This window comes from Acinetobacter sp. YH01010 (genome assembly GCF_013420775.1).
GTDB classification, from domain to species: Bacteria; Pseudomonadota; Gammaproteobacteria; order Pseudomonadales; family Moraxellaceae; genus Acinetobacter; species Acinetobacter amyesii.
Map to the genome: position 1 here is coordinate 1 of NZ_VOYF01000009.1, position 26,690 is coordinate 26,690.

Consider the following 26,690-nt stretch of genomic DNA (forward strand, 5'->3'; position numbering starts at 1 on the left):
ACTCTTCAGTTTAATACTTTGTAGCACCTTAAAGGGTGCCAATCTTGGCTCATCAATTACTGACAAAAATTTGCTCAAATAAACTTCGAGTAATTTCTACCATCAATCAATGAAAATAATTTCGATCGATCAATCAGTAAAAATCCACACAAGTTGTTCTTCATAATCTCTTAATGATCTTCTTGTTGGTTCGTCACCAGCAAGCTAGGTCGGCTATATTACTCTTTATTTCTAAAGAGTCAACCGGTAATTCAAATTATTTTTAAACTTTCTTTCTAAAACCTAACTTAATCAATTCAACCAAGTCATTGTTTTATCAGAAGTTTTAATCTTCATCACCGCCGATGGATGTGCATTCTACAGCATTTCACATCCGTTGCAACACCCTTTTCCATTTATTTTTAATTTTTCATTACGTTTGTTTATTTATTCTACTAAATCAGTGTGTTTTACTTAAAAAAGTGTTTTTAGCGTACAGAAAGCATGCAATACGCCACAGGCACCCATATGATAAACATTAAAATTGGCATAACACCGTGCACTTCTTCAGGTTTTCTATACAACCATTGAATAAATGGAATGGCGATACCAAATAATGTCGCCATCAATAGCACATCAACGAATCCACCTTTCAGCAGTTGCCACATCAAGACTGGCACACTCATCATTAAGCCAATTATCAATAAAACACAGTATTCGTATTTTCTGAGCTGCCATAGTGTGAATCCTTGAATGATCCAGAATCGCTCTGCATATTCAAAATTTGATTTTAAGTCCATTTTTATCACGCCTAGATTGAATAAACTCAGTGCAATATAGATGGCACACATCAATTGGAATAATTGTGAAGCAGTGAAATCAAGGCTCATGATGTTCCAAGTATCCGCCTGCGTGGCGAACCAATACAAAATCACAACCGCTGTAACCGAAATACCGATACTGACAATACGGTGGGTTAGAAATCTTTTATGAAATGCCTGACGAATAATGAGTTTATTTTGATTGAGCCAGAGTGGGCTATATTTCTGTATCACAAATACGCTAGGTACTTGCAGCTTTATTGGTTTTGATTTCCTACCGAGCAGCCAGAATTTTATTGCCGCCATACAGATGAAAGTAGATAACAACACCGCAACGAGTTGAGCTTCCAATATCGCTAGGCTCAAAATGGGCAAATATGTCAAAAGGCAGACTAAGCCGAAATATTGATTCTGTTGTAAAAACAGGATTTGTATGATTAATAAATTAAAGATCCAAAGAAGCATCAATACACTAATACCAATGGAAGCCAAAAGTTCATACTCAACCCAAACATATAGAAGCGCTAAAACAAATGGCAGTATCAAAAAAAAGCTTAAACTGCCTAAAAATTTGATTTCCACTGCAAAGCGACTTTTGAGTGTGATGGGCAATAGCGCTAGATAGCGATACCCTTCTCCACCGCTCAAAGCTTTACGCTGTATTGAACACCAAAATACATTTAAGGCAAGAAAGCCAGTCCAAAGAAACAAATTCGTGATTAATGATTTGCAATAAACCAAATCAATAATGGGCTGTACTAATGATAAGAGCAGTCCGAATAGCATTGGCCCGAGAATTAATGTGACTAAAATAAGTAAATGCTTTTGCCGTGCAACAGCGTCTGCTGTGGTTTTGACATAAAATGTCCATCGGTATTTCAAAAGCGTTTTTATAATTATTCGCTGCCCAACATGTCTTTGTTTATTCATGCCGCCTGCTCATTGGACTTTAGCCGATCTAGCTCGATGATTTTTGCTGCAAGACTGTCTCTAAATACATGATCATGACAAGACAATAGAATCAATTTCGATTGGCTTTGCTGTAAAAGTATGCTTGTTAATTCAGCCAAGGCATTTTGATCTAAGCCATTGCTCGGTTCATCCAAAATCAGTAATGGTGCCGTGGTCATTAAGGCTGCGACCAATAAAAACTTTTTGGTAGTACCAAAAGACATTTCAGCAAACGGCGTGGCTAAATAGTTTTCTAATTTAAATTTTTCAATGAAGATTTGATACTGCTCATGCGCTATCCCTCGAATATCACACATTAAATTCAAAAACTCCTGCCCTTGTAAAAAATCATAAATAGGGCTTTTATCTGGCACATAGGCCACAAGTTTCTTGTATTCATTGTTATGAGGGGCATATGGCTGATCATTAATCAAAATATTGCCTGCATCAAAATCCAACATCCCAGCAATCATCGCAAGTAAGGTGGACTTCCCTACTCCATTCTCAGCAACAACAGCGACAATTCCGAATTCGCTTAACTCTAAATTTAAATTTGAAAATATACATTTTCCCGCAAAAGATTTGGACAATTGCTGCAAGCTCAAAGAAACCATCATGATGTTCCTGATTTATTATCTTAAGTTATTGATTTATTATTAACCTATCTTCACATATCTTGGATCAGAATTAAATAGATTCTTTAATAGACAAATTTATTTTTTCAGTGTTATACACTATCTAAATACGCCAAAATCATCTTCGACAATTCAATTTTAAGCTGTTGTTCTGTAATTAAAAAATTATTATTGCTTACGTATCGCATCATGGTAAATAAAGTACTGTTAATGATCACAAAAGAACGATGTTTCAGCGTTTCAAAGTTCCAATGTGAATAATAGCGATTAAATAAATACATCCCAACTTCAAAAAAAATGCTTTTCCAAAACCTGAGAGGCATCTGAATGACTGTATTGATGCCAATGTTTTAAGATCTCAATGAAGAAGCCACGATCAGCTTTCAACATATCAAAGCCAAACTGAATACAAAGTGGGATCACCTCATAAATACTGTGCTGCTCTTGCTCCACGACTATATTTTTTAGTGCTAACCCCAATTGTTCTGATTTTCTGAGCAATAACTCTTCTACGATTTGTTCTTTATTTTCAAAATATTGATAAATCGATCCAACGCTCACACCAGATTTTTCCGCAATTTTGGGCGTCGTCAGCTCCAGTAAACCTTGTTCTGCAATACACAACTGCGCTGCTTGCAAAATGCTTTCCACGATCATTTTCGCGCGTTGTTGTTGTGGTCTTTTTCTCATTCTATTGCTCTCCAATGCGATAGTGTTATGCGAATTGAATGCGAATTGAATGCGAATAAATATTCATATTAGTGTGGTATGCAACAATAACATTGAAGATCAAAACATGACCACTCACTTCAATACCCGACTGGCTTCATTTCAGGCCACGCAGCAATCTAATCTACTGAGTTTTCTGTTGTCTCATTTGACGGGTCAGGCTGCACAGCCAAATTACGCTCAATATCTTGCCCTCAATAAAGCCTTGCAATGTGGTGATCCACAGATGGAAAAAGTGCTCACGTGGATGATGCAGAACCCTAAGCAGCATCGTGAATATTTTGAAATCGCTTTATTTAAAGGTGTAGAGCAACTTCCCTTTTCTATTCCCGAACTCTAACATTTTTTTAAGCATGTTGAACAAACACCGCCGTGGGTAGAGCCAGAAAAAATACAGCAAGCCCTTGAGTTCACCCATCGACTCGGGATTAACAATGGCTTTATTTTGCGAGACCTTTCACTCATGGTCGGTTATCTCTTCCCCGGTTTCAATCAGCCACTCATGCTGACCGGTGCTTTAAATAAACAAGCCGGTACACGTCTAGCTGAAACCACTAAATGGTGGGTAGATATCACTGAAGAACGAGGACTCGAACGTTTGCATGCAGGATTTACATCGACGATTTATGTGCGTTTTATTCATGCTTTGGTACGGCATCAACTCCAAAAAGGCAAAGACTGGGATTTTGCAACGTGGGGGGTACCGATGAATCAATTTGACTTGGCGATGACCAATCTTGCCTTTAGCAGTGTGGTACTTTTGGGCATTCGCGCTTTAGGAATTTTTCCGTCAAAACAAGAAACTGAAAGCTTTTTGCATTTTTGGCGCTATGTCGGCTGGTTGATGGGTATTGATGAAAAATGGTTAATTGCAAAAGAATCTGACGGTTGGAAACTGCTGTATTGGATGCAATTTGTACACCCCCAATCCGATGCAAGCAGCATGGCTCTCGGTGCCAGTCTTTCTAAAGAACCTTTTGAAAGACAGTACAAATACCTCCGACCGCTTCAGCAAAAACTGGCTTATCGACAACATCTGGAGCTGACACAATTTTTTATTGGCAAAAAACGCATGCATAAATTAGGGCTCAAACCCCAGTCCGCCGCATGGTTTGCCTATTATTTATTGGCTAGAAATCTCGTCCTGTATTCAGGTGCTAAGCATGTCCCGAGTTTAAATCAAAAATTACAGCAAAAAGGCCGTGCGATTCAAAAACTCGGTTTAGCACTGTATCAAAGTAAGGCCAAACAACTGGCAAGTATGCACCAATAAAAAAAGCAGAGCGATCGCTCTGCTTTTTGGATGACAAATGTCCGGACTTAGAACTTCATCGAAATACGTGCCCAATAATTGCGACCAATATTATTAAACTGTTGATCGGTCGCTAAACCTGTCCCTGCATCACCCAGTTTATTTAGATGTTCGGTATAGGTTTTATTCAGGAGATTATCTACACCCACAGATACATCTACACCCTCATCAATATGATAAGTACCATTTAAAGACAGTGTGCCAAAACCTGCACTTTCTTTCAGGTCATAACCCACGATATTGCCTTGGTACGCACTGATACGATTTTGCCCATCAACCACACGCCAAAATGCTCCCAAAGTATAATTATCTTGGATATAACGTAAGTTGATACGTGCTTCTAAAGGTGAGATTTGCGGTAATGGCTTGCCATCTGTGGTGTTTTTACCCCACGCATACATTGCGCTAACATCGGCTTGAATATGATCGCTAAATTGATAGCCAATCCCCGCTTCAGCTCCCGCAATGGTAGCATCGACATTTTTCGCACCCGCGCTAAAGGTTGAACCATGATCATGCTCACCTGTATTTGGATGATCGTGATAACTCATCAAAATAAAGTCCTGAATCAGCCCCGCATAGGCAGACGCCCATGAACTGAATGCGCCATGTTCATGTTGATAGCCCACATCTAACTGCAAGGTTTTTTCAGGCTCAACGCCATTAAAGGTGTTTGTTGTGCCTGCATTGCCATGTTTAGGACTAAATAATTCCCAATAATCTGGCATGCGTTCCACATAGCCTAGACCGATATAGGTTTTACCATTGTCATGTTCAGGGTGTTTATTTTCAAAACGAATAAAAGCACTTGGCAATGTTTCATTCAGCTCCGTGTTATAGCCACTCGCTTTCGAAGCGGCACGCTCATCTTTCACTTGCACTTGATCGAAACGAAGTCCGGAAACCAATTTATTGTTTTCACTCAATTGATAACTGACTTCTCCAAAACCTCCGTATGACTGAAACTTCATATCGGGTTCACGTGCTTTGTCTTTATAGCTATTGCGCATCCCTTTGCGAATGCTATGTTCATTGTTCTGTGTGTCAATGCCTGTGACAAAGTCAATCTTATCCCATTCATGTGTCACAGCCATACGTGCATTTAATGTTCTGCGAGCAACATTCGATGCCATTGGCATATTCATCATGCCACTTGGTTGAAACTCACGTAAGCTGAAGTTATCCATGACATGATCATTAAAACTATAGTTGACCTGTGCTTCGATTTTTTTAATCACCTCTGTGACATTTTTTTTCTCGACACGAAGGCCTAAGCTTTCACGGGCAAATTGCGAACCATCCATTGAACGGCCTGCGTATACCGCCTCACCATCGGCTTTACCTCCAGTAAGTTCTACCCATGTATCTTCGTTTGGCGTCCAACCAAGAGCCAAATCTGTATTCCACCGCTCCCAGTCTGACGGCACAGTATTGCCATCTCCATCTTGGTAACTGTCTGCAACTGAACGGCTGGCATTTAGACGGACATATTTATGTTCATCGCCCACAGCCGCCTCGACATTGTGATCTAAACGACCATAAGAACCGATCATCACACTGGCTTGACCACGGTAGTTTTTATCAGCATCGAACTGTTCAGGTTTGCGTTCAAACAAGACTGTTGCAGCAGAACCTGTATTGGCATATTGAACCGTTTGAGGTCCTTTAATCACTGAAATTCGGTCATAACTTTCAGGGGAAATATAAGACGTTGGTGCATCCATACGACTCGGACACGCCCCTAGATTTTCTGTGCCATCGGTCAAAATTTTAATGCGTGAACCAAACATGCCACGGAAGGTTGGATCTGCATTGGTTCCCCCATTTTTAATAGCACTAAAACCTACAATACTTTTTAAATAATCGGCCCCATCACTGGCAGGTATCGGTTGAATCGGCTGTTTGGGATTGGCACGAACAATCAGGCCATTGGCATCATTCCCCTGATGTGATGTCACCACAATCGGTGCCAAAGTCTGTACCGCATTGGTTTCCGTCATCTCTACGGACATCTCGTCAGCCATCACAGAAGTTGAATAGCAGGCAACACAAATTGCAGCCGCAAGAGGCTGTAGAAAAAATTTAGGCTGAGCCATGTTTATCTCACAAAATACATAAATAAAGGCGTACCTGAGTCCTCAACGACCCAAGTTAAAAAAAACGTCGGATTTATGCAGCGAGTGGTGGGGCTCGACCTTGCGGAAGTAAAAAGAGTTGTTGAAGAACAAACCAGACATGCTTGAAAGCTTTTTGAAAAGCAATTAAACGAACTTGAATTCGATCAAGCACTTCTTTTACATCAAGTTCAGGAGGCAAAACCAAATTGCCATAGACCGTACAATACTGACATTGATGACTGGCATCATGTTCATGGGCAGTATGATCGACTTGAACCTGCTCTGCGTGAGCGGAAGAGGAATGGTGTGAATGTGCGGTATGTTCAGCATGAACATTGGGAAGTAAAAGTGCACGCGTAATGGTTTCGCAGACCGGAGCAACTTGATATTGCTTGGGCAACAATGGCTGTAAAAAAACAGCAATCTGCAAAAAAACGGCTGCAAAGGACAGCAGCACTCCACTACGAAACAATACAAGCAAACCCTAACATTTGTCTGACCCAAGTATAACAAAGCCCAATCGAAATTAGGCTTGTCTCAGGTATTTTTTAACCGCGATCAATTAACGTTTAACTGCGACTTTATCTTTTTGACGTTGGCGAACCAATTTTTCCACTTTGTCACGTGCACGTTGACGTTTCAAAGGCGATAGATAGTCGACGAATAACTTACCATTTAAGTGATCCATTTCATGTTGGATACAAACTGCGAGAAGTCCGTCCGCTTCCACTTCAAATGATTGACCTTCAAGGTTAATTGCCTGAATTTTTACACGTGACGGGCGCTCAACTTTATCGTATATTTGAGGCACTGATAAACAGCCTTCTTCATAGGGCTGCGTCTCTTGCGTCAATGGCGTAATTTTGGGGTTAATAAACACCATGGGTTGATCTTTTTCTTCAGATAAATCCATGACTATCAGCTGAATATGGTGATCTACCTGTGTTGCTGCCAGGCCAATTCCCGGTGCTTCATACATAGTTTCAAACATGTCGGCTGCTAACTGACGAATTTCATCAGTAACTTCTTCGACTGGTTTTGCAATGGTACGAAGACGGGGATCGGGGAAACTTAAAATAGGTAATAAGGCCATACGACGTCCTCACTTATGCCATTGATCAAAAAACAAAATGAAGGAATGCTTCATCAAAAAATTGTGTGTAATATCGTTATTATAACGCAGTTACATACATAATTTTAGGAATTATGATAATGAAAAAGGTTTTGAAGGGCATGCCAACTTTTAGTGCCTTGGGGTTTAAAAAACAATTATTGGCGCTTACAGTCTGTGTAAGTGTGGGGATGGGAATGGTCAGTGTTGCAGAAGCTGCCCCTGCTCGTAACGTCAATCCACCATCATTGAAGGCAGGTGCGCCTCAAGTTTATGTGGTGAAAAAAGGCGATACGTTGTGGGATATTTCCAAGCGCTTCTTAAAAAATCCTGTGCGCTGGCCTGAAATCTGGGCGAGCAATAAACACGTGAAAAATCCGCACTGGATTTTCCCAGGTGACCGCCTACTCATGTGTACCTACAATGGCCGCCCAATCATCGGTAAAGATGAGGGTGATGGCTGTGAAGGTATTATTCGTCGCTATACAGGTGGCACTAAACTTCAACCACAAGTTCGTGTTGAATCCCTCAACAGTGCGATTCCGGTTATTCCATTGGAATATATTAAGCAATGGCTTGAGCGCAGCATGATTGTTGCCGCTGATTCTGTTGAAGGCACACCTTACATTTTAGGTACAGCTGATCAACGTGTATTGGCAGCCAAAGGCCAAACAGTTTATGCACGCGGCCAAGGCATGCAAGTCGGTCAACGATATGCTGTTTACCGTGAAGGCGAACCGTACATCTTTACCGATGCAAACGGCAAAAAATACAACGCAGGTTTAGAACTGACTCAAGTCGCTTCAGGTGTTGCCGTTCGTGGTGAAAATGACATTACCACTTTAGAACTGACCGATACTTATAATGCCGAAGTTCGTCGTGGCGATCGTGTTCTTCCTGAATATGACCCAATGCTGCCAACGCTGTTCTATCCAACCAATGCTGAAAATGTCACTGCTGGCGGTAGTATTGTTCGTGTCATGGGCTCGATTGGTACTGCAGCGGTTCACAGTGTTGTGACGATCGACCGTGGTAGCTTGCAAGGCGTTCAATCTGGTCAAGTCTTTAGCGTGAACCAAAAAGGTGAAATCGTGACTGATCCGAAAACCAAAGAACGTGTTCAACTTCCAGGACAACGTATTGGCAACATCATGGTATTCAAAACGTTTGATAACTTAAGCTATGCTTATGTACTTGAGAGCGAATTACCAATCAAAGTGGGTGCAACGATTCAGCCACCACTGATGGATGACTAAGACCAAATCCATAAAAATGAGGCTGTATTCAGCCTCATTTTTTATTATCCAACAACGATATCACTAATAATTTTAACCCATAAAAAGAAGACATATTCAAAGGTCTCATTATGCTCAACTCATTGACTGACTTGCATTTAGATTACATTCGCCTGTGGTTTGTGGTGCAACACTCACTTCGTAGTTTCTATAAAATTCAGCAGCACTATCCTGCCCTACACTACGCCCTTAAGCCTAATCAAATCACCACATGGCAAAAATTAGGACTGCATAAAAATCATTTAAAGCGCTTTGAGGAATTTCACAGCCCAAGTGGACAGCTTAGCTTTGAAAAATGTCTCAAGGATATTGAACAATACAGTGACTTTGTACTGATTCCTGAAGACCTAAACTATCCACAACAGCTTTTACCTTATAGCGACAAGCCGCCGATTCTATTTGGGCAAGGTAATACCCAAGCCTTGATGCAACCCCAAATTGCGATTGTTGGTAGCCGCAAACCCAGTCCCCAAGGTCGACAAATTGCCTATGATTTTGCTTATTATCTGAGTGAGCAAGGGTTCTATATTAATAGCGGTTTAGCACAAGGAATTGATGAAGCGGCACATCGCGCTGCCATACAACACCACAGAACCATTGCCGTGATGGGTACAGGTTTAGATCAAACTTATCCGACCGCACATCAGCGTTTAAGACAAGAGATCATCCAACATGGTGGGACCGTAATCAGTGAGTTTCTTCCACACACTCCACCCCTGCAACACCATTTTCCACATCGAAATCGTATCGTCAGTGGGCTCAGCCTTGGTGTCATCGTGGCGGAAGCAGCGTTAAAAAGTGGTTCACTGATCACAGCTCAACGCGCTGCCGAACAAGGCAAATCTATTTTTGCCATCCCAGGCCATATTTATAGTGAGTCACATCAAGGTTGCCATCAACTCATACGCGAAGGTGCAATTTTGATTGATCATCCACAACAGGTCATTGAAGACTTGGCATTGGCTACACAATGGCAATCGCAGGCTGCCGAAACCTTAACAAACACCGAAATAGCGACACCCGAAACAGCAACACCGGACACCCCTCCACCCGAACCTATCCCAGAACATTTAATTGCGCTGTATCGGCAGCTTGATTGGGTCGGCCAAAGCCTTGATCAATTGTCCATTCAACTCAAAATTGATACCGCGACATTGACCAGTCAACTGATGGAATTAGAGTTAATGGGCTATGCCACACAACAAGCCGGACACTACTTACGTTGTCGAATGGGTAAATTAGGTTCACAATAGTCCTTTGTCGAATCAGATAAGGTCTATAGAAATGATTACCACCTCTGTTGCAGAAGCAGCTTCCTGTCTTAAAAAAGGTCAGGTTCTCGCATATCCTACAGAGGCTGTTTGGGGATTGGGCTGTGATCCCTACAATGAGCAAGCCTTTCTCGAAATTTTGCACTTAAAACAACGTCCCATTGAAAAAGGTGTGATTTTATTGGCGGCCAATGTCGCTCAAGTTGAACACCTGCTCCAAGGCTTAACAGAAGATATGCGTCAGCAGGTCATTGCGACATGGACCAACCGTAAACCCAATGAACGTGCAACTACATGGTTATTACCGGCTGGCGACCATATTCCAACATGGATTAAAGGCAATCATCCAAAAGTCGCAGTCCGTGTGACGACCCACTCTTTATGTGTGGCTTTATGCCAAGCTTTTAATGGCTTTATTGTGTCTACTAGTGCCAATCCTGCAGGATTAACTCCTGCACGGTCCTTACAAGAAGCCAATCAGTATTTTGCCAATGAACTAAATTACTTAAATGGTGATCTCGGCCTAAGCCAAGAACCAAGCAAAATTATTGATGCTGAAACAGGTGAAATCATCCGCGCATAAGCTCGGATGCCTGTCTATACCTGCCTTTTAGAAAATACAAACAAAAAAAAGCTCAGCCATATAGGGATGGCTGAGCATAAAAAAGGATGTGTATAAAATCACATCCAGAGGGTCTTGCAATCTCTGGGTAAATATCAAGTAATTATTAAGAATTACTTCCTCATTTACGATGAAAGTATTATGTAATATTTTTTTAAATTTAACAAATATATTTTTTATATAAATAAAACTACTGATAAGCACTTTATTTCTGATTTTATAACTACTTAGTCAAAATATGTATCTATTTTTGATTGATTTTTAAGACGAGAATTTGTTTTTTTAATTCAGTTTTACACTCAAAAATCCATTTTCAAAAGATTTGCTCTATAAAAAATAAGTTTGTTTGCTTGTTTTTTAATCAGCACTTCTCGTAAATTTTCAACTTTTTTACTAGATTTACTTACGCTGCGCCAAGATCACCCCAGTAATCGCCATCACTGTGCCAACAGTATGATAAATCATCCACTGCTCAGCCAACCAGAAATAAGCAATGATCGCGGTAAATACCGGCATCAAATTCATAAAAATACTGGTGCGATTCGGCCCGAGATGTTGCACAGCCAACATCCATACCAACGGTGCAATCAATGATGGAAAAATTGCCGCATAAAATACACTTGGCGCATTCGCAGGATTAATCGCGTCAATGCCTAAATACAACACGAATGGCAAGTGATATAAAACGGCAAAGAAAATTTGTACATATAAACTCAACAGTAGCGGAAGTTTCAATTGCCATTTTTTTAAAAACACCCCATAAAAGGCATAGAAAAACACTGCGAAGATCATGAGGATATCGCCGAAATGTCCGCCCATATTCAGTAATTGACTGAAATCTCCTTGCGCAATGACAAACAATAGCCCCGTAAATGAAATCGCACAGCCCAAGATGGCATAGCGATTAGGCACATCTTTCAGTATGAAAAATGCAACGGCAATCGTAAAAACAGGGATAAAGGCATTGATGATGCCCATATTGGTCGCCGTCGTATAATGCGCAGCGGTATAGCCCAAGCCTTGATATAACACCATGCCAAAAGCACTCAGCACAGCCAATTGCTGCCAATGCTGCCCGATAAGCTGTCTTTGCTGCCAAACGGTTTTGAGCATAAAGGGGGTTAGGATCAAAAATGCAATAAACCATCGATAAAAACTGATACTGACTGGTGAAATATAATCAGTTACATAGCGGGTGACGGTAATATTTAACGACCATATAAATACTGCGATCAGAGGCAAACAAATTGCAAATTTCGCCCAACGCGCTTGAAGCAACATGTCTGACTCCTCAATATATCGTGCAAAGATTGGTCTAGGTATTTTGAGTGATGTCTGTTTTAATTGAAATACATGATTTCAGACATTTATATTGTAGTTCAGACATCGACACCTAGGCATATATGACATCAGCACCGATTGAACAACAAATCGAGCTTTTTGAAGCGCACTACACCACATTAGATACGGTCTATCCGCACAGTTGTCTTTGGGGTGATTTTAATTTTTGTCTCGATGGTATTTTCGAATATGAGATACAAGGGCAACACCATCTCTCACCTGCCAGTTATGGGGTGTGGATTCCCCCACATACAGAACATTGCTCAGTCGCGATTGATGAGCAACCTATTCATTATGTGGCAATCCGACTGGCACCTGATCTCTGCATAAATTTCCCCAAGCAGACGGAAGTATTTAGCATCCAGCCTTTCTTTCGTTTGTTGGTGCAAGAAATTTTGGCCTTTCCTACAGAGCAACATACCACACCACCCTATCGACACCTACTACAGGTCTTATTCGACCAGTTAAAAACTGCACCCAAACATCAACATTATTTACCGCAAAGCCATGATGCGGTGTTAAAGCCGATCTTGGCGCAGCTTGCAGATGTAGATCATTTTAGTTTGAGCCTACAACGATGCTTATCCAATGTCGGTTTGAGTGGGCGTCAGTTACTGCGGCTGAGTCAGAACGAACTGCAAATGAGTCTTTCTGAATGGCGAAACCGTGCAAAAATTATTTATGCCATTCAACAACTCCGTGCTGGTCAGTCTATTAAAGCTCTCAGCTATGAATTGGGCTATCAACACAGCTCAAGCTTTATTGAGTTTTTTAAACGCTATACAGGAAAAACCCCAAACCAACACCGTGCCACTAGTTAAATGCCAAGCACTCAAGCAAGCCTCAGCTCGAATTCTGCAAACTACTACAAAAATTATGCGAAAATCCTATCGATAAAAGCTTGCTGTTCACCAGATTTCCCTTTAAAACAAGGATGAAAGGCACAACTTCAATTAGGAACGAATATGTCAGCTTCAGTTTACGATATCCCGGTAAAAACCATCCAAGGTGATGACACCACACTCAATCAATACCAAGGCAAGGTTTTATTATTGGTCAATGTGGCCTCTAAATGTGGGCTAACACCGCAATATGAAGGCCTAGAAAAACTCTATACAGAGAAGAAATCACAAGGTTTTGAAGTCTTAGGTTTTCCTGCCAATAACTTTTTAGAACAAGAACCTGGTTCTGAAGCTGAAATTCAAGAATTTTGCTCAATCAACTACAAGGTTGATTTCCCACTTTTTGCAAAAATTTCTGTGGCAGGCGCGGATAAACACCCACTTTATCAAACCTTAACCCAAGCCATCCCTGAACGCATTGGTGAAGGCCCATGGTGGGATGATTTAGTTGAATACGGTTTAACTCCAAATCCTAAGCCTGAAGTTTTATGGAATTTTGAAAAATTCCTCGTGAATAAACAAGGCGACGTTGTGGCACGATTTGCACCTGACATCAAGGCAGATGATGCTCGTATTGTCGATGCCATTAACGCTGAATTAGCCAAATAATTCGACAATATCTCAATCTCTCAGTTAAGATTATTGTGATTTTAACTGAGATTAATCATTTTAAATTATCACAATAATATTTAATAATTATCACATATTGATAATTTACACATTTCACCCATTGTTTTAATATTTCATATACACATTGTTCAAAGCTTCCCTGTAAATACTCATTATGATGAGTCTTATCAATTCACATCCAGCAGTAAACAGGTGAACTTAAAATACATTAATGAAAGCTATCGTTTTATCTATTTTTTGACAGCACGTGTATCTGCGCTAACAATAGATGCACGGCAAAATACTCAAAAGGCGAAAACCCAACAGCACACTAAACAATACACACGGGGTAAAAACCAAAGCCAGAACAAGAAAAAAGCGGTAAATCCATCACATACCTGGCGTTCTGGACGAAAAGTATCTTCTGAATACCGTGGTCATCGCTACAAAGGTGACCACAACAAATATAAAAAATTGTCTAAATCAGGCAAAAACCAACAATGGATTAAAGTGAATAGTGACTACATTTTAATGAATGCTGTCAGCCACGCCATGATCAAAATCATTGCGGGTTAAACCCACCAAAACATCAAAAGAGGGCAAATGCCCTCTTTTTTTTGTTCAAGCGATTATTTTGTTATTGCTTTGCAACAATCTATTTTTAATCCACATTCTGCCCCTATATTCAAAGCATAGACTTAACACATAGTGATGATTGAATGAAAAAGCTTGTGCAGAATGCCCTTCTCCCTTTTGCCATTTTTAGTGGTGTTTTGGTGCTGATTGGCTGTGAACCTGCCACAGCACCGCAACAGGAACAAGAAATCGCAGCAGAAAATGATCGCCCTGCAACAACATCAACAAACGAAGATCAATCTGCGACACAAAGTCAGGCGACAGATCAAAGCCAATTAAAAAGCGGCAATATGTTTTATATCGTTCGCGATGTTGCGGATATGCAACTTAAAGCCGGCAATTATGTTGAACAACTCAAACAAACGCAGGTCGATTTAGAAGCCGCAGTCAGCAACCAAGATCATCTCCAATTGCAAAAAGCGGCAACCCAGCTACAACAGCAGCTCAAAGGTTTCAATCAAGCTTTGAATGATTTAAATCTAAAAAGCACTGAAATTAATGATATTCGCAGCAATTTACAGGCAGCGAATCAGCAAGTATTGGCCTCACCTTTTCTCAATGGACAAGTCGATTTAAGCAAAGTTGATTTTCAGAAAATTCAAAATCAAATGGGCAATATTCAAGCTGAAATGCTGAAATTGGCAAGTATGTTGATCCAAGATCAAGTAGGCAAAAGCTCATCTACCGCACCCTCTGAAACTGAATAAATAGCGAAATCTAGCATTTCCATTGCATTCCACCTGTTGTAAATCAAAAAAGCGTTAGACCTTGAGCTAACGCTTTTTTCTTACAGTTCCGCTATAGAACACGACTGTTTTTCCTTTTAGATTAATGCTTAATAATAAAGCCAATGATGGAACAGTTATGTCAAACGCTGTGATTTATAACATTACACCCATTACCTTTCGTTTAGATTTAAAAGATCCTTTCTTATTTACTGCTCATCATATCGATCATTTTCCTGCTGCAAATGCAGACATGGGGCCAAAAACAGCCGCAGAGAAAGATGAATTCAATATGTACTATGGCGATGTGGTTCCAGGTTTCCCAGAGCATCCATACACTGGCTTTGAAACCATTACCTTGGTTGAACAAGGCTATGTCGATCACTTTGACTCATTAGGCAATGGCGGACGCTATGCTGCTGGCGATGTGCAATGGCTATCTACAGGCAATGGCGTTGAACATTGTGAAATGTTCCCCCTACTGCATGAAGATAAAGCCAATCCTTTTGAACTTTTCCAAATTTGGTTTAATTCATCAGCTGAACAGAAAACCCATGATGCTGACTATAAAATGTTTTGGCGTGAAGATATTCCTCACGTCTTTGAAACGGATAGTGAAGGAAAAAAATCGGATATTCGCGTGATTTCAGGGCAGTTCAAATCCACCGATGCCATTTCCCGACCGCCACACTCATGGGCGGCTGCCGCAGAAAATAAGGTCAACATTTATTTAATCACCATGCAAGCAGGCGCAAAGTTGGTGATTCCCGCAACAACAAGTAGCTCCAACCGTTTTGCTTATTTCTATCAAGGCAATACATTAGAAATAGAAGGTCAAACCATTCAGATGAAGCATTTGGTTGAACTCCAATCAGATGCCTACGTCCATCTCAAAGCAGGTGGATTAGAAGCACGGATTCTGTGGTTAGAAGGTGAACCGATTAATGAACCCGTGGCGATGCGCGGTCCATTTGTGCTCAATACCACGGAAGAACTCGATGCGGCTTTTAAACGCTATCGTGAAACTCATTTTGGAGATTGGTCTTGGCCAACACCCGCACCGGTCTTCAAACGTGATCAGGCTCGATTTGCCAGTTATGAAGGCGGTCAACGTGTAGAGCACCCAGAGCAGGAAAACTCACAAGCGTCTTAAAGTTCAATTAGTTGGATTGAGCAAATTCAAAAGTATTACAGTTTTTATCTTGTCCAAGTGCGCGCTGAACATCTTGTTTAAAACGTGCTTGGGCAAAGGTATATTGCTTCGGTAAAAATAAGGTAATACGTGTCGTCTGTGGATCTAAACTTTCGACCAACATTTTATGCAAATACGCCCCATTCTCAGTTCGTGCCATCAATGTCCCCTGCTCCAAATGCTCTTCTAAACGATTATCGGTATAGACGTAGCGATTGTTCGCGGTAAACGCAACACAGTGATTATAGGCTTGTCGCAGATTTCGAAAGGCGGTCATATATGGGATTTTAAGCTCCGTACTGATGCCATTATCAACCGATTCAGCGACAAGTGCAGCTTCAGTGGGAAGATTGGGTGTCGTGACGTATTGGCTTTGACATGCAACGAGCAAACTATAACAAAGACACAGCGATAAACTGTTGAAAAATTTGTGCATACAGACCTATGTAAATTGTTCTTATTCATTTTGCAGCGATTGTAGCAAAACTGCGTTGCTGATTTAATACTCTATTATTCATTCCATGCTTTCATTGCAGACACCATGCAGCTGATTATTTTTACAGGCGTTCAAGCCTCTGGCAAATCAACCTTTTACATGTTGAATTTATATCATAGCCATTTACGTATTAATTTGGATATGTTGAAAACCCGACATCGGGAAAATATGATCTTTGAAGCTGGTTTGGCATCCAAAACGAAAATGGTGATTGATAATACCAACCCAGATCGGGAAGCTCGTGCTCGCTATATCCAACGTGCAATTGATGCAGGTTTTGAGGTGATTGCTTATTATTTTGAAACCGATTTGGACAGTACCTTAAAACGCAACAGTTTTCGTGAAGGCAAAGCCCATATTCCAGAAGTTGGCGTGCGTGCTACTTATCGCAAACTTCAAGTTCCATCACAGGATGAAGGCTTTGATCTAATTTTTAAAATTAAAATTATCAGTCACGGCGAGTTTTCAATTTTACCCATGCATGAATAACAACCATTAACCTGCTTTTTGGCTATCTTGCCATTTTTTAAAAGCCGATTGCATGGCCTGACGTTCATATGGTTTCACTAAACGACTTTCTAATGAAGCAAAATCACCTTTATAGGCAGCAGCAACCATCGATTTTGCCAGTTCTTGAATACTCACGCGCCCACGGTGTTCATATTGTTGAACTTCTTCATGGGTGAGTTCAACATCCCAACATGACACTACAGAACTGAGATCAACCGCAATGCTCAAGTAATATTGATCAAAGTCTTGATAAAGTTCCCAAAAATGCGGCTCATAGGCGATAAGGTTCATGGTGCAATGCTAGCTGATTGAATTTAATCACTATAAAGATTGTATTGAATAAAATATATTCAACTTTAGGTGATAGATATAAAGCCTGAGCTGAAAAATTTAGGGGAAAATTTTGATAAGAGATTTGATGTGAATATTATGGAGAATAGAAATTTCTCAATTATTCATTACAAATAAATCACTTCAAATTCATCAAAGACAATCAAATGAAATTTACTTACCAGTTATGTTCTTTGAACTCAATATTTGGGCAATATTGTTGTATTATCTTTTCTACGTCATTATTAATTTGGTCTAAGGGCAAAATAATCCCTATACACATACCGAAGAAAACAATTAAATGAGTTTGCGTTTTCTCAATATTTGATACTAAACTCCATGAAAAAATTTGAGTGTAATACTCAGTACTTTCGATAAGATTTTTCTCTGTAATCTCAATTTCTTTATCCCCAATAAGAATTTTCGAATTTTCAGCCATTTGATCGATATATCGTATCTTAAACATATTTTGAAAAATAGAGTTTACTTTGGGCAACAATCCCAATAAAAGAGCGACCAACAAAATCAAGTAATTCAAAAGTGAAGAGTCATTTTTGAAGAAAATAAAAATAAAGAGACTGACTATTAATAGTATAAAAAATTTAAACACTAATCTGAGAAACTTAACTTCGAATTTGTCATATACAACAGGATTAATAAGCTCTTCGTTTAGCACCTGAAATACATAAAAATCTTCATTGGTTAATTTAATATTGAGTTTCATTTTATTTTTTATATCAAGATTTATTTGCTAAATATTATATCCATCTCGATTTAAGTTGTATATTTGAACATAAAAAAACCACCCTTTCGGGTGGCTCTTTCAATCTCAAACTGCGTCTTATTGAGCGCGGTTTTTGATTTTGCGGATGGTTTCCAACTGAGCAGCAGTTTCTGCAAGAGCAGCCAATGCAGCAGCTGAGTCCAAGTCGCTCTTTTGATTTGCTAACAATTGTTCAGCTTGTTTACGAGCTTCAATAATTGCTGCTTCATCAAGGTTGTCAGCACGTACTGCAGTATCTGCAAGTACAGTAACAACGTGCGGTTGAACTTCTAGTACACCACCTGATACATAGATTAATTCTTCTGTACCATTTTCAAGCAGAACGCGGATTGCGCCCGGCTTGAGCAAAGTTACTAGTGGTGCATGGCCAGGCATAATACCCAACTCACCACCAGCACCTTTAGCAATTAGCATAGTTACAGTGCCAGAGTACAAAGACTCTTTAACACTTACAACGTCACATTGCATAGTTGACATGAGAATCTCCTAAATTAGGTAACTAATTAAAGTTTCTCAGCTTTAGCAATAACTTCGTCAATACCACCAACCATGTAGAACGCTTGTTCTGGAATGTGGTCGTATTCACCAGCTAGAAGACCTTTAAAGCCACGAATTGTTTCTTTAAGCGGTACAAGTTTACCAGGAGCACCAGTAAACACTTCAGCTACGTGGAACGGTTGAGAGAAGAAACGTTGGATCTTACGTGCACGGTATACAGTAAGTTTGTCTTCTTCTGCCAATTCGTCCATACCAAGAATTGCGATAATGTCTTTCAATTCTTTGTAACGTTGAAGAACGTTTTGAACTGAACGAGCGATTTCGTAATGCTCAGTACCCACTACAAGTGGATCTAACTGACGTGAAGTAGAGTCAAGTGGATCGATCGCTGGGTAAATACCAGAAGATGCGATGTCACGGCTCAATACAACAGTCGCGTCCAAGTGAGCGAAGGTAGTAGCAGGCGATGGATCTGTTAAGTCATCGGCAGGTACGTATACCGCTTGAATTGACGTAATAGAACCAGACTTAGTAGACGTAATACGTTCTTGAAGAACACCCATCTCTTCTGCAAGAGTCGGTTGGTAACCTACTGCAGATGGCATACGACCTAGAAGTGCTGATACTTCAGTACCCGCTAGTGTATAACGATAGATGTTGTCGACGAACAATAGAACGTCACGGCCTTTACCGTTTTCGTCTTTTTCGTCACGGAAGTACTCAGCCATAGTCAAACCAGTCAACGCTACGCGTAAACGGTTACCTGGTGGCTCGTTCATCTGACCGTAGACCATTGCTACTTTGTCTAGAACGTTAGAGTCTTTCATTTCGTGATAGAAGTCGTTACCTTCACGAGTACGTTCACCAACACCAGCAAACACAGATAAACCTGAGTGAGCTTTTGCGATGTTGTTGATCAACTCCATCATGTTTACAGTTTTACCAACACCGGCACCACCGAACAGACCAACTTTACCACCTTTGGCGAACGGGCAAAGTAAGTCAATGACTTTAATACCAGTTTCTAAAAGGTCAGTAGAAGCCGCTTGTTCTGCATAAGAAGGCGCTTGACGGTGAATTGGTAAACGAGCTTCAGTACCAACAGGACCAGCTTCGTCGATAGGGCGACCAAGAACGTCCATGATACGACCTAAACATGCAGTACCTACAGGTACAGAGATAGGCGCGCCAGTGTTAGTTACAGTAAGACCACGCTTAAGGCCTTCAGTAGAACCCATTGCAATAGTACGAACTACGCCATCACCAAGTTGCTGCTGAACTTCTAATGTAGTTTCAGTACCATCAACATGGAGAGCGTCATAGATCTTAGGAACGCTGTTACGTTCAAACTCGACGTCGATAACCGCGCCGATGATCTGAATGATACGACCGCTACTCATTGCTGTCTCCTCAATTCAAACTAATAATGTTAAACGGCAGCGGCACCACCAACGATCTCAGAGATTTCCTGAGTAATCGCGGCTTGACGCAGCTTGTTATAAATAAGTTGTAGGCTCTTGATCAATTCACCCGCGTTATCAGTTGCAGCTTTCATTGCAACCATACGAGCAGACTGTTCACATGCGATGTTTTCAATCACACCTTGATAAACCATAGACTCAATGTAACGAACCAATAAACCATTTAGAAGCTCTTCAGCTTCTGGTTCATAGATATAGTCCCAACCGTATTGACGATTTAGGCCTTCGCTTTCCTCAGCAGCTGCTAAAGGAACAAGCTGTTCGATTTTTTGGTTTTGAGTCATGGCGTTGACAAAGCCGTTTGACACTAGATAAATACGATCTAACTCGCCTTTATCAAACGCGTCTAACATCACCTGTACAGAACCAGTTAACTGTTCAAGACTCGGAGCATCACCTACGTTTGTAGTTGCACCAAGAACTTTACCGCCGTAGTTTTTAAAAAACGAAACCGCTTTTTGACCAATTAAAGCAAATTGAACTTCAATTGACTGCTCTTGTTGCTGTTGTACGTGTTTGACCACTTTTTTGAACAAGTTAATGTTCAAACCACCAGCAAGGCCGCGATCTGAAGAAACAATGATATAGCCAACGCGCTTTACAGGACGTTCAACCATATAACGGTGTTTGTATTCAGGGTTCGCTTGTACCAAATGAGCAATTACACGGTGCATATTTTCGGCATACGGACGGCCTTGAGCCATGCGCTCTTGCGCACGACGCATCTTAGAAGCTGCTACCATCTGCATCGCGCGAGTAATTTTCTGCGTGCTTTTGATACTAGCTACTTTGGCGCGAATTTCTTTTAAATTTGCCATACGCTTAACCTAGTATTCGAAAGCCCTTTCGAGCTTCCGAAGGTTGATCCGTGAACCAAACCAAAACCAGATTCAACACAGTTGAATCTTAGTAAGTTTGAGTCGCTTTAAAGCTTTCAATACCTGCTTTGATTGCTGCTTCGATTTCTTTATCGTAAGCACCAGTCTCGTCAATTTTTTGCATTAACGCAGCATTTTCTGAACGGAAGTAAGAGATCAACGCAGCATCAAATGCAACGATTTTCTTCACTTCTACGTCAGCCATGTAGCCTTCGTTAGATGCATAAATTGAAACAGCTTGGTCAGCAATTGAGTATGGAGCATATTGTTTTTGCTTCATAAGCTCAGTTACACGTTGACCATGTTCAAGCTGTTTACGAGTTGCTTCGTCAAGGTCAGAAGCGAACTGAGCAAACGCAGCTAATTCACGGTATTGCGCAAGAGCGGTACGGATACCACCTGACAATTTTTTGATGATCTTAGTTTGAGCAGAACCACCAACACGTGATACAGAGATACCCGCGTTCACAGCAGGACGAATACCTGCGTTGAATAATGATGTTTCTAAGAAGATCTGACCGTCAGTAATCGAAATTACGTTTGTAGGTACGAATGCAGATACGTCACCGGCTTGAGTTTCAATAATCGGTAATGCAGTTAATGAACCAGTTTGGCCTTTAACTTCACCGTTAGTGAATTTCTCAACGTAGTCAGCAGATACACGTGAAGCACGTTCAAGTAAACGTGAGTGTAGATAGAATACGTCACCAGGATATGCTTCACGACCTGGTGGACGACGTAGAAGCAATGAAATTTGACGGTAAGCAACAGCTTGTTTAGACAAGTCATCATAAATGATAAGCGCGTCTTCACCGCGGTCACGGAAGTACTCACCCATTGTACAACCAGCATACGGAGCAAGATACTGCATCGCTGCAGGATCAGCTGCAGCAGCTGCTACAACAGTTGTGTACGCCATAGCGCCAGTTTCTTCTAGCTTACGCACAACGTTAGCGATAGTCGATTGTTTTTGACCAATTGCTACGTATACACATTTAATGCCAGAATTTTTCTGAGCGATGATCGCATCGATCGCCATAGCTGTTTTACCAGTTTGACGGTCACCGATGATCAACTCACGTTGACCACGACCAACAGGGATCATTGTATCTACTGATTTATAACCAGTTTGTACAGGTTGATCCACTGATTGACGCCAAATTACGCCTGGTGCTACTTTTTCAACAGCATCAGTAAGTTTTGCGTCAATAGGGCCTTTACCATCAATTGGGTTACCAAGAGCATCTACTACACGGCCTAAAAGTTCTGGACCAACCGGAACTTCTAATACACGACCTGTGCAACGAGCTTTTTGACCTTCTTGAAGGCTTAAGTAGTTACCTAAGACAACGGCACCCACTGAATCCTGTTCTAGGTTCAGTGCCATACCAAATAAGCCGCCGTCGAATTCGATCATTTCACCGTACATTGCATCAGCAAGGCCGTGAATGCGCACAATACCGTCGGAAACCATAACAATGGTCCCTTCGTTCTTAGCGGTCGCGCTGGTGTCCAGATCGCCGATACGCTGTTTAATGAGCGCACTGATCTCGGATGGATTCAGTTGTTGCATTGCGCTATACCTCAATCTTTTTAAAGTTCAGTCTTCGAGCTGTTAAGCAAGAAGACGAGTCCGCATTTTTTCAAGCTTGTTAAGCGCAGAATCATCTATCACTTGGTCGCCTGCACGAATAACTACACCCGCGATTAACGCTGGGTTAACTTCTACAGAAACATTTACGGCAGCTTCGAATTTTTTCTCTAATGCATGCGCAAGTAATTGTTCTTGTACAGAAGTCAATGGGAATGCAGATTCAATTACAACATCCACAGTATTGTTATTCTGTGATTTGAGCTGTTCGTATTCTTCTGAAATTTCAGGAAGAAGTGCCAGACGGTCATTATCGGCAAGCAATGTCAAAAAGTTTGACACTGCTGCAGTCTGGTCTTCACCTAAAACTTTTGCGAAAACACTTACCTGCTCAGCAGGAGTAAGCTCAGGGCGATTTAGATAAGCTGAAAATGCTTCGTCTTGCACCGCAGCACTGAGCAAGTTCAATGCATTTGACCAAGTGTCAGTTGCATTTTGCTCAGAAGCGTAAGCAAATGCTGCTTTAGCGTATGGGCGTGCCAACGTCAAGAGTTCAGCCATAATCCGCCTCTCTTAAAGTTTAGCAGCCAGCTGAGTCAGCATGGCATTGTGAGCTTCTGCGTCAACTTGCTGGTTCAGAATTTTTTCTGCGCCAGTAACTGCAAGAGCAGCAACTTGTTGACGTAATTCTTCGCGAGCAGCATTGATTTCAGTATCAACAGCTTCTTTAGCTTGTTGACGAATACGCTCACCTTCAGCCGCAGCTTGAGTACGCGCTTCTTCTACCAATTGCGCACCACGACGGTTCGCTTGTTCGATCAATTGAGCCGCTTGTGCTTTAGCCGCGTCTAATTCAGCTTTCACTTGTGCTTGCGCATCCGCAAGGTCAGCTTTTGCTTTTTCAGCAGCGTTTAAGCCATCAGCGATTTTACGCTGACGCTCACTAATCGCATTGATTAGTGGTGGCCATACAAACTTCATGCAGAATGCGACAAAAATCGCAAATGCAATCGCTTGGCCAATCAATGTGAGGTTGATATTCATTGCTATTCCTCAATAGTTTAATTTAGGAATTAAGCTGATTAACCTACAAATGGATTAGCGAAGATGAAGAACAAGCCAATACCAACACCGATCATAGGCACAGCATCAAGAAGACCTGCGATTAAGAACATACGAGTTTGAAGTTGTGGAGCCAATTCTGGTTGACGAGCAACAGCTTCTAAGAAACGGCCGCCTAGAAGACCAAAACCAATCGCAGTACCTAAAGCACCAAAAGCGATCAAGATAGCAGATGCAATTGCAACTAGACCTAAAGTGAGTTCCATGATAATTCCTCAGAGGTTAGGTTTATACCAAATTAAGTTAAAAAATTGTGTGCCCAACCACCCTTTGACAGTTGAGCAATACCATTAATGCTTTTCGCTAGCCATACTCATATATACGATAGTCAACATCATGAAAATGAATGCTTGTAACGTAATAACAAGAATATGGAAGATCGCCCAAGGCACAGACAACGCCCACTGGATCCAGAACGGTAGTAATGCGATCAAGATGAAGATCAACTCACCCGCATACATGTTACCGAACAGTCGAAGAGCCAATGAGATTGGACGTGCAATAAAAGTTACTAATTCAAGAATAATGTTTACTGGAATAAGTAATGCTTTTAAAACTGGGTTACTTGGGTTAAATGGGTTAAGTGCAAATTCTGCACCGAATCCGACAAGACCTTTCTCACGGATACTATAGAAAATAGTTAACGCAAATACTGATAATGCCATACCCAAGGTAATGTTAGGATCAGTAGATGGAACGATTTTGAAGTAAACGTGGTGAGGATCCATACCAAACACGTTAGCACCGATCAATTGAGCTGTATAAGGAATCCAGTCAACAGGGATCAAGTCCATCAAGTTCATGAGGAAAATCCACACGAAGATGGTCAATGCTAACGGCGCGATTAAGCGCGATTTGCCATGGAAAGTGTCACGGACACTTGAGTCAACGAACTCGATAATCATTTCGATTGCAGACTGGAACTTGGTCGGAACACCAGAGTTTGCAGCTTTCGCTACAACCCAGAACAACAAACAGAAAACAATACCAAGGCCAATAGACCAACCCATTGAATCCAAGTGAATAGCAGTGAACCCCATCTCTTGAGCTTCTTTAGCAGTCTCAGCTAACTTCCAAGTACCATCTGGCATTTTGCCATAGGTCAAGTTAGTCAAGTGATGCTGAATGTACTCGGTCGAAGTAAGGGCATGTTCTTCAGCAGCCATAAATCACACCTGGTCAATGTCAAAACTAATAGAGAAAACGAATATCGCGTGCTGCCTGATATCTCGTTACTCTCCAAAAAACTTTTCAATTTTTTGTTGTGTTTATACTCGTTTTTTTAAGCGTGTTGCCCAAAAAGGAGCGACCCACGACATACTTTGTACGAGCATAAAACCACAAAACAATGCCACCGCTGACAACGGCTTGACATTGATCAAAATCAAAATGAATCCAACAATCACGATTGCAAACTTGCCCATTAAGCCACGATACATGTTTGACAGCACCTGTTTAGAGGCACGGGCACCAGCCGCACGAAACGACTGCCATGAAAAGTAGCTACTTGCTAGCCAACATACCAACGCACCCAAAGCTGCACTATATGCTGTGATTGTGTCTTTAAGGACCCAACCAATCAGGGCTGAAACAGGAATCATTACTGCTTGTAAGATGACTAAAGCTTTCGCTAATCGTCGATCAATCATGCGACTAGTTCGACTCATTTTTGTTCACTCACAGCAATTCTGCTTGACAAGTTTAACTGATGATTATTTTTAATCGCAGGCATTATAGAGTTACACCCCTTAACTTGCAATCTTTTCCCGACCTTAGTCGTGTTTTTTTAAATTGGCAAACTGCTTTCAAACTAATCAATAGTTGTTTATTTTTTACTTTACTTTCGTGCATTTAGTGTGCATTTCAGGGTTTCATCAGCCAACATCTTCCATGCTGTTACAAAATCCCCTGCCCCACTCATCGTTTCGTCAACCGGCTGAAAGACGATACCACCGAGCTTTTGATACTGATTTTGGCTGGCATGTGCTTCTGCAAGTAAGCATACTTTTGGCTGCGCGCGATGGTCTTTCAGGTATTTGATTTGTGCCAATGTCGGCGCGACATGTGGATCATCTGTCAACGCACCGGTAAATTTCAAATTCAGTGAGCGCTCAAGATATTGATAGGCATCGTGGTAAGACCAGTAAGGTTGAGCACGGCTCGACACATCAGTTTTTTGTGCAGTGACCAAGAGTTTCTGCGCAAATGCACGCGCATTGGCCCAATATTTTTCACGATGTTCTGGAAACTGTTGTGAACGTAAAGCAGCAATAAAAAAGCCGATTCGAACCGCATTGTTTGGTTCAAGCCATACATGCGTATCGATTGTGCCTTTTAATGCATTGCCACGGACATCACGTAATGGCAAAGCACTGATAATACCTGAGTCTAAAATAGCGATACTTTTGCCACTTCCACCCAACATTTTTGCCAATGGTGCTTCGTGCGCGTGACCTAACCATAAAACGAGATTGGCATCTTGCACGGTTTTACGGTGTGCAGGCGTCAAGCTCACATCATGTCCAGATTGATGGTCAAGCAGTAATTTCGGTTGCTCTACACCCTTAAGTACATCCTTTGCGATTAGATAAATCGGTTGTGTAGAAACAACGAGACCTTGCGCCCAGCTCATCACACTGAATAAAGCTAAACTACAAAAAAGAATTACACGGGACATGGGGAGAGAGCACCATAAAATGAATGGTGTTATAATATAACAAAATCGTAAAAAAACCTACGTCTGTTCGTAAGT

Annotated in this window: 28 protein-coding genes and 2 pseudogenes; 10 read left to right on the forward strand and 20 right to left on the reverse strand. The window is 41.1% G+C overall.

Annotated features, from left to right (window positions below; translation table 11 throughout):
• Positions 1 to 467 precede the first annotated feature (467 nt).
• The 3 genes and pseudogenes from FTT77_RS09465 to FTT77_RS09475 form a co-directional block, all read right to left on the reverse strand.
• Positions 468 to 1,151, reverse strand: a complete 684-nt coding sequence (locus tag FTT77_RS09465; RefSeq protein ID WP_180109314.1) for a hypothetical protein — start codon at positions 1,149 to 1,151, stop codon at positions 468 to 470.
• 575 nt (positions 1,152 to 1,726) lie between these two features.
• Positions 1,727 to 2,368: an ABC transporter ATP-binding protein gene (locus FTT77_RS09470; protein ID WP_180109313.1), complete on the reverse strand. Its 642-nt coding sequence runs from the start codon at positions 2,366 to 2,368 to the stop codon at positions 1,727 to 1,729.
• 110 nt (positions 2,369 to 2,478) lie between these two features.
• Positions 2,479 to 3,076, reverse strand: a pseudogene (locus FTT77_RS09475) (TetR/AcrR family transcriptional regulator).
• 106 nt (positions 3,077 to 3,182) lie between these two features.
• On the opposite strand from FTT77_RS09475, the pseudogene FTT77_RS09480 reads away from it, so the two are divergent.
• A pseudogene (locus FTT77_RS09480) lies at positions 3,183 to 4,388 on the forward strand (oxygenase MpaB family protein).
• Positions 4,389 to 4,435: 47 nt separating this feature from the next.
• Here FTT77_RS09480 and FTT77_RS09485 read toward each other — a convergent pair.
• From FTT77_RS09485 to def, 3 genes are all read right to left on the reverse strand, one after another.
• Positions 4,436 to 6,523 carry a TonB-dependent copper receptor gene (locus FTT77_RS09485; protein ID WP_180109312.1) on the reverse strand — a complete coding sequence of 696 codons (2,088 nt, stop codon included), beginning with the start codon at positions 6,521 to 6,523 and terminating at the stop codon, positions 4,436 to 4,438.
• A 73-nt stretch (positions 6,524 to 6,596) separates the two neighbouring features.
• Complete coding sequence (locus FTT77_RS09490) at positions 6,597 to 7,016, reverse strand: DUF2946 family protein (protein WP_180026133.1); 420 nt, start codon at positions 7,014 to 7,016, stop codon at positions 6,597 to 6,599.
• A gap of 90 nt (positions 7,017 to 7,106) precedes the next feature.
• Positions 7,107 to 7,637, reverse strand: coding sequence for a peptide deformylase (gene def, locus FTT77_RS09495; RefSeq protein WP_078191459.1), 531 nt, complete (start codon positions 7,635 to 7,637; stop codon positions 7,107 to 7,109).
• A 119-nt stretch (positions 7,638 to 7,756) separates the two neighbouring features.
• Here def and FTT77_RS09500 point away from each other — a divergent pair, with 119 nt between their 5' ends.
• The 3 genes from FTT77_RS09500 (at position 7,757) to FTT77_RS09510 (ending at position 10,804) form a co-directional block, all read left to right on the forward strand.
• Positions 7,757 to 8,911, forward strand: coding sequence for a LysM peptidoglycan-binding domain-containing protein (locus FTT77_RS09500; RefSeq protein WP_078191460.1), 1,155 nt, complete (start codon positions 7,757 to 7,759; stop codon positions 8,909 to 8,911).
• Positions 8,912 to 9,021: 110 nt separating this feature from the next.
• On the forward strand, positions 9,022 to 10,203 hold the full coding sequence (gene dprA, locus FTT77_RS09505; protein WP_180105411.1) for a DNA-processing protein DprA: 1,182 nt from the start codon (positions 9,022 to 9,024) through the stop codon (positions 10,201 to 10,203).
• 31 nt (positions 10,204 to 10,234) lie between these two features.
• The gene (locus FTT77_RS09510) at positions 10,235 to 10,804 is read left to right on the forward strand and encodes an L-threonylcarbamoyladenylate synthase (protein WP_180063288.1); all 570 of its coding nucleotides are present in this window, start codon (positions 10,235 to 10,237) and stop codon (positions 10,802 to 10,804) included.
• Between the two features lie 438 nt (positions 10,805 to 11,242).
• Here the strand turns inward: FTT77_RS09510 and FTT77_RS09515 are convergent, their stop codons facing one another.
• Positions 11,243 to 12,124, reverse strand: coding sequence for a DMT family transporter (locus FTT77_RS09515; protein ID WP_180079238.1), 882 nt, complete (start codon positions 12,122 to 12,124; stop codon positions 11,243 to 11,245).
• A gap of 122 nt (positions 12,125 to 12,246) precedes the next feature.
• On the opposite strand from FTT77_RS09515, the gene FTT77_RS09520 reads away from it, so the two are divergent.
• From FTT77_RS09520 to FTT77_RS09540, 5 genes are all read left to right on the forward strand, one after another.
• The gene (locus FTT77_RS09520) at positions 12,247 to 13,005 is read left to right on the forward strand and encodes a helix-turn-helix transcriptional regulator (protein WP_180022165.1); all 759 of its coding nucleotides are present in this window, start codon (positions 12,247 to 12,249) and stop codon (positions 13,003 to 13,005) included.
• Positions 13,006 to 13,149: 144 nt separating this feature from the next.
• Positions 13,150 to 13,695, forward strand: coding sequence for a glutathione peroxidase (locus tag FTT77_RS09525; RefSeq protein ID WP_180026136.1), 546 nt, complete (start codon positions 13,150 to 13,152; stop codon positions 13,693 to 13,695).
• A gap of 213 nt (positions 13,696 to 13,908) precedes the next feature.
• Positions 13,909 to 14,271: an RcnB family protein gene (locus FTT77_RS09530; protein WP_373683897.1), complete on the forward strand. Its 363-nt coding sequence runs from the start codon at positions 13,909 to 13,911 to the stop codon at positions 14,269 to 14,271.
• 143 nt (positions 14,272 to 14,414) lie between these two features.
• Positions 14,415 to 15,038, forward strand: a complete 624-nt coding sequence (locus tag FTT77_RS09535; RefSeq protein ID WP_180049445.1) for a hypothetical protein — start codon at positions 14,415 to 14,417, stop codon at positions 15,036 to 15,038.
• Positions 15,039 to 15,195: 157 nt separating this feature from the next.
• Positions 15,196 to 16,209: a pirin family protein gene (locus FTT77_RS09540; RefSeq protein WP_180109311.1), complete on the forward strand. Its 1,014-nt coding sequence runs from the start codon at positions 15,196 to 15,198 to the stop codon at positions 16,207 to 16,209.
• A gap of 7 nt (positions 16,210 to 16,216) precedes the next feature.
• Here the strand turns inward: FTT77_RS09540 and FTT77_RS09545 are convergent, their stop codons facing one another.
• Positions 16,217 to 16,684: a hypothetical protein gene (locus tag FTT77_RS09545; RefSeq protein ID WP_180049447.1), complete on the reverse strand. Its 468-nt coding sequence runs from the start codon at positions 16,682 to 16,684 to the stop codon at positions 16,217 to 16,219.
• A 105-nt stretch (positions 16,685 to 16,789) separates the two neighbouring features.
• On the opposite strand from FTT77_RS09545, the gene FTT77_RS09550 reads away from it, so the two are divergent.
• Positions 16,790 to 17,233, forward strand: coding sequence for an AAA family ATPase (locus FTT77_RS09550; protein WP_180010757.1), 444 nt, complete (start codon positions 16,790 to 16,792; stop codon positions 17,231 to 17,233).
• 6 nt (positions 17,234 to 17,239) lie between these two features.
• On the opposite strand, the gene FTT77_RS09555 is transcribed toward FTT77_RS09550, so the two are convergent.
• The 12 genes from FTT77_RS09555 to FTT77_RS09610 form a co-directional block, all read right to left on the reverse strand.
• Positions 17,240 to 17,545, reverse strand: a complete 306-nt coding sequence (locus tag FTT77_RS09555; RefSeq protein WP_168378803.1) for a hypothetical protein — start codon at positions 17,543 to 17,545, stop codon at positions 17,240 to 17,242.
• 217 nt (positions 17,546 to 17,762) lie between these two features.
• A complete protein-coding gene (locus tag FTT77_RS09560; protein ID WP_180049449.1) occupies positions 17,763 to 18,308 on the reverse strand; it encodes a hypothetical protein in 546 nt (181 codons plus the stop codon).
• A 117-nt stretch (positions 18,309 to 18,425) separates the two neighbouring features.
• Positions 18,426 to 18,845: a F0F1 ATP synthase subunit epsilon gene (locus FTT77_RS09565; protein ID WP_078191472.1), complete on the reverse strand. Its 420-nt coding sequence runs from the start codon at positions 18,843 to 18,845 to the stop codon at positions 18,426 to 18,428.
• Between the two features lie 26 nt (positions 18,846 to 18,871).
• The gene (gene atpD / locus FTT77_RS09570; RefSeq protein WP_078191473.1) at positions 18,872 to 20,266 is read right to left on the reverse strand and encodes a F0F1 ATP synthase subunit beta; all 1,395 of its coding nucleotides are present in this window, start codon (positions 20,264 to 20,266) and stop codon (positions 18,872 to 18,874) included.
• Positions 20,267 to 20,295: 29 nt separating this feature from the next.
• Positions 20,296 to 21,165, reverse strand: a complete 870-nt coding sequence (gene atpG / locus FTT77_RS09575; RefSeq protein ID WP_078191474.1) for a F0F1 ATP synthase subunit gamma — start codon at positions 21,163 to 21,165, stop codon at positions 20,296 to 20,298.
• Positions 21,166 to 21,253: 88 nt separating this feature from the next.
• Entirely contained in the window at positions 21,254 to 22,798 is a 1,545-nt protein-coding gene (gene atpA / locus FTT77_RS09580; protein WP_078191475.1) for a F0F1 ATP synthase subunit alpha, read from the reverse strand.
• A gap of 42 nt (positions 22,799 to 22,840) precedes the next feature.
• Complete coding sequence (locus FTT77_RS09585; RefSeq protein WP_180026141.1) at positions 22,841 to 23,377, reverse strand: F0F1 ATP synthase subunit delta; 537 nt, start codon at positions 23,375 to 23,377, stop codon at positions 22,841 to 22,843.
• Between the two features lie 12 nt (positions 23,378 to 23,389).
• Positions 23,390 to 23,860, reverse strand: coding sequence for a F0F1 ATP synthase subunit B (locus FTT77_RS09590; RefSeq protein WP_078191477.1), 471 nt, complete (start codon positions 23,858 to 23,860; stop codon positions 23,390 to 23,392).
• A 38-nt stretch (positions 23,861 to 23,898) separates the two neighbouring features.
• Complete coding sequence (gene atpE, locus FTT77_RS09595) at positions 23,899 to 24,144, reverse strand: F0F1 ATP synthase subunit C (protein WP_000424060.1); 246 nt, start codon at positions 24,142 to 24,144, stop codon at positions 23,899 to 23,901.
• Between the two features lie 84 nt (positions 24,145 to 24,228).
• The gene (gene atpB / locus FTT77_RS09600; RefSeq protein ID WP_078191478.1) at positions 24,229 to 25,104 is read right to left on the reverse strand and encodes a F0F1 ATP synthase subunit A; all 876 of its coding nucleotides are present in this window, start codon (positions 25,102 to 25,104) and stop codon (positions 24,229 to 24,231) included.
• A gap of 102 nt (positions 25,105 to 25,206) precedes the next feature.
• Positions 25,207 to 25,605, reverse strand: coding sequence for an ATP synthase subunit I (locus FTT77_RS09605; RefSeq protein WP_078194025.1), 399 nt, complete (start codon positions 25,603 to 25,605; stop codon positions 25,207 to 25,209).
• Between the two features lie 170 nt (positions 25,606 to 25,775).
• Positions 25,776 to 26,615, reverse strand: coding sequence for a metal ABC transporter solute-binding protein, Zn/Mn family (locus FTT77_RS09610; protein ID WP_180026142.1), 840 nt, complete (start codon positions 26,613 to 26,615; stop codon positions 25,776 to 25,778).
• Between the last annotated feature and the right edge of the window lie 75 nt (positions 26,616 to 26,690).

Excerpts from the sequence above, each read along its gene's own strand:
- FTT77_RS09470 (WP_180109313.1), bottom strand. The coding sequence starts at position 2,368 with ATGATGGTTTCTTTGAGCTTGCAGCAATTGTCCAAATCTTTTGCGGGA.
- FTT77_RS09485 (WP_180109312.1), bottom strand. The coding sequence starts at position 6,523 with ATGGCTCAGCCTAAATTTTTTCTACAGCCTCTTGCGGCTGCAATTTGT.
- def (WP_078191459.1), bottom strand. The coding sequence starts at position 7,637 with ATGGCCTTATTACCTATTTTAAGTTTCCCCGATCCCCGTCTTCGTACC.
- FTT77_RS09500 (WP_078191460.1), top strand. The coding sequence starts at position 7,757 with ATGAAAAAGGTTTTGAAGGGCATGCCAACTTTTAGTGCCTTGGGGTTT.
- dprA (WP_180105411.1), top strand. The coding sequence starts at position 9,022 with ATGCTCAACTCATTGACTGACTTGCATTTAGATTACATTCGCCTGTGG.
- FTT77_RS09510 (WP_180063288.1), top strand. The coding sequence starts at position 10,235 with ATGATTACCACCTCTGTTGCAGAAGCAGCTTCCTGTCTTAAAAAAGGT.
- FTT77_RS09515 (WP_180079238.1), bottom strand. The coding sequence starts at position 12,124 with ATGTTGCTTCAAGCGCGTTGGGCGAAATTTGCAATTTGTTTGCCTCTG.
- FTT77_RS09520 (WP_180022165.1), top strand. The coding sequence starts at position 12,247 with ATGACATCAGCACCGATTGAACAACAAATCGAGCTTTTTGAAGCGCAC.
- FTT77_RS09525 (WP_180026136.1), top strand. The coding sequence starts at position 13,150 with ATGTCAGCTTCAGTTTACGATATCCCGGTAAAAACCATCCAAGGTGAT.
- FTT77_RS09535 (WP_180049445.1), top strand. The coding sequence starts at position 14,415 with ATGAAAAAGCTTGTGCAGAATGCCCTTCTCCCTTTTGCCATTTTTAGT.
- FTT77_RS09540 (WP_180109311.1), top strand. The coding sequence starts at position 15,196 with ATGTCAAACGCTGTGATTTATAACATTACACCCATTACCTTTCGTTTA.
- FTT77_RS09545 (WP_180049447.1), bottom strand. The coding sequence starts at position 16,684 with ATGCACAAATTTTTCAACAGTTTATCGCTGTGTCTTTGTTATAGTTTG.
- FTT77_RS09550 (WP_180010757.1), top strand. The coding sequence starts at position 16,790 with ATGCAGCTGATTATTTTTACAGGCGTTCAAGCCTCTGGCAAATCAACC.
- FTT77_RS09555 (WP_168378803.1), bottom strand. The coding sequence starts at position 17,545 with ATGAACCTTATCGCCTATGAGCCGCATTTTTGGGAACTTTATCAAGAC.
- FTT77_RS09560 (WP_180049449.1), bottom strand. The coding sequence starts at position 18,308 with ATGAAACTCAATATTAAATTAACCAATGAAGATTTTTATGTATTTCAG.
- FTT77_RS09565 (WP_078191472.1), bottom strand. The coding sequence starts at position 18,845 with ATGTCAACTATGCAATGTGACGTTGTAAGTGTTAAAGAGTCTTTGTAC.
- atpD (WP_078191473.1), bottom strand. The coding sequence starts at position 20,266 with ATGAGTAGCGGTCGTATCATTCAGATCATCGGCGCGGTTATCGACGTC.
- atpG (WP_078191474.1), bottom strand. The coding sequence starts at position 21,165 with ATGGCAAATTTAAAAGAAATTCGCGCCAAAGTAGCTAGTATCAAAAGC.
- atpA (WP_078191475.1), bottom strand. The coding sequence starts at position 22,798 with ATGCAACAACTGAATCCATCCGAGATCAGTGCGCTCATTAAACAGCGT.
- FTT77_RS09585 (WP_180026141.1), bottom strand. The coding sequence starts at position 23,377 with ATGGCTGAACTCTTGACGTTGGCACGCCCATACGCTAAAGCAGCATTT.
- FTT77_RS09590 (WP_078191477.1), bottom strand. The coding sequence starts at position 23,860 with ATGAATATCAACCTCACATTGATTGGCCAAGCGATTGCATTTGCGATT.
- atpE (WP_000424060.1), bottom strand. The coding sequence starts at position 24,144 with ATGGAACTCACTTTAGGTCTAGTTGCAATTGCATCTGCTATCTTGATC.
- atpB (WP_078191478.1), bottom strand. The coding sequence starts at position 25,104 with ATGGCTGCTGAAGAACATGCCCTTACTTCGACCGAGTACATTCAGCAT.
- FTT77_RS09605 (WP_078194025.1), bottom strand. The coding sequence starts at position 25,605 with ATGAGTCGAACTAGTCGCATGATTGATCGACGATTAGCGAAAGCTTTA.
- FTT77_RS09610 (WP_180026142.1), bottom strand. The coding sequence starts at position 26,615 with ATGTCCCGTGTAATTCTTTTTTGTAGTTTAGCTTTATTCAGTGTGATG.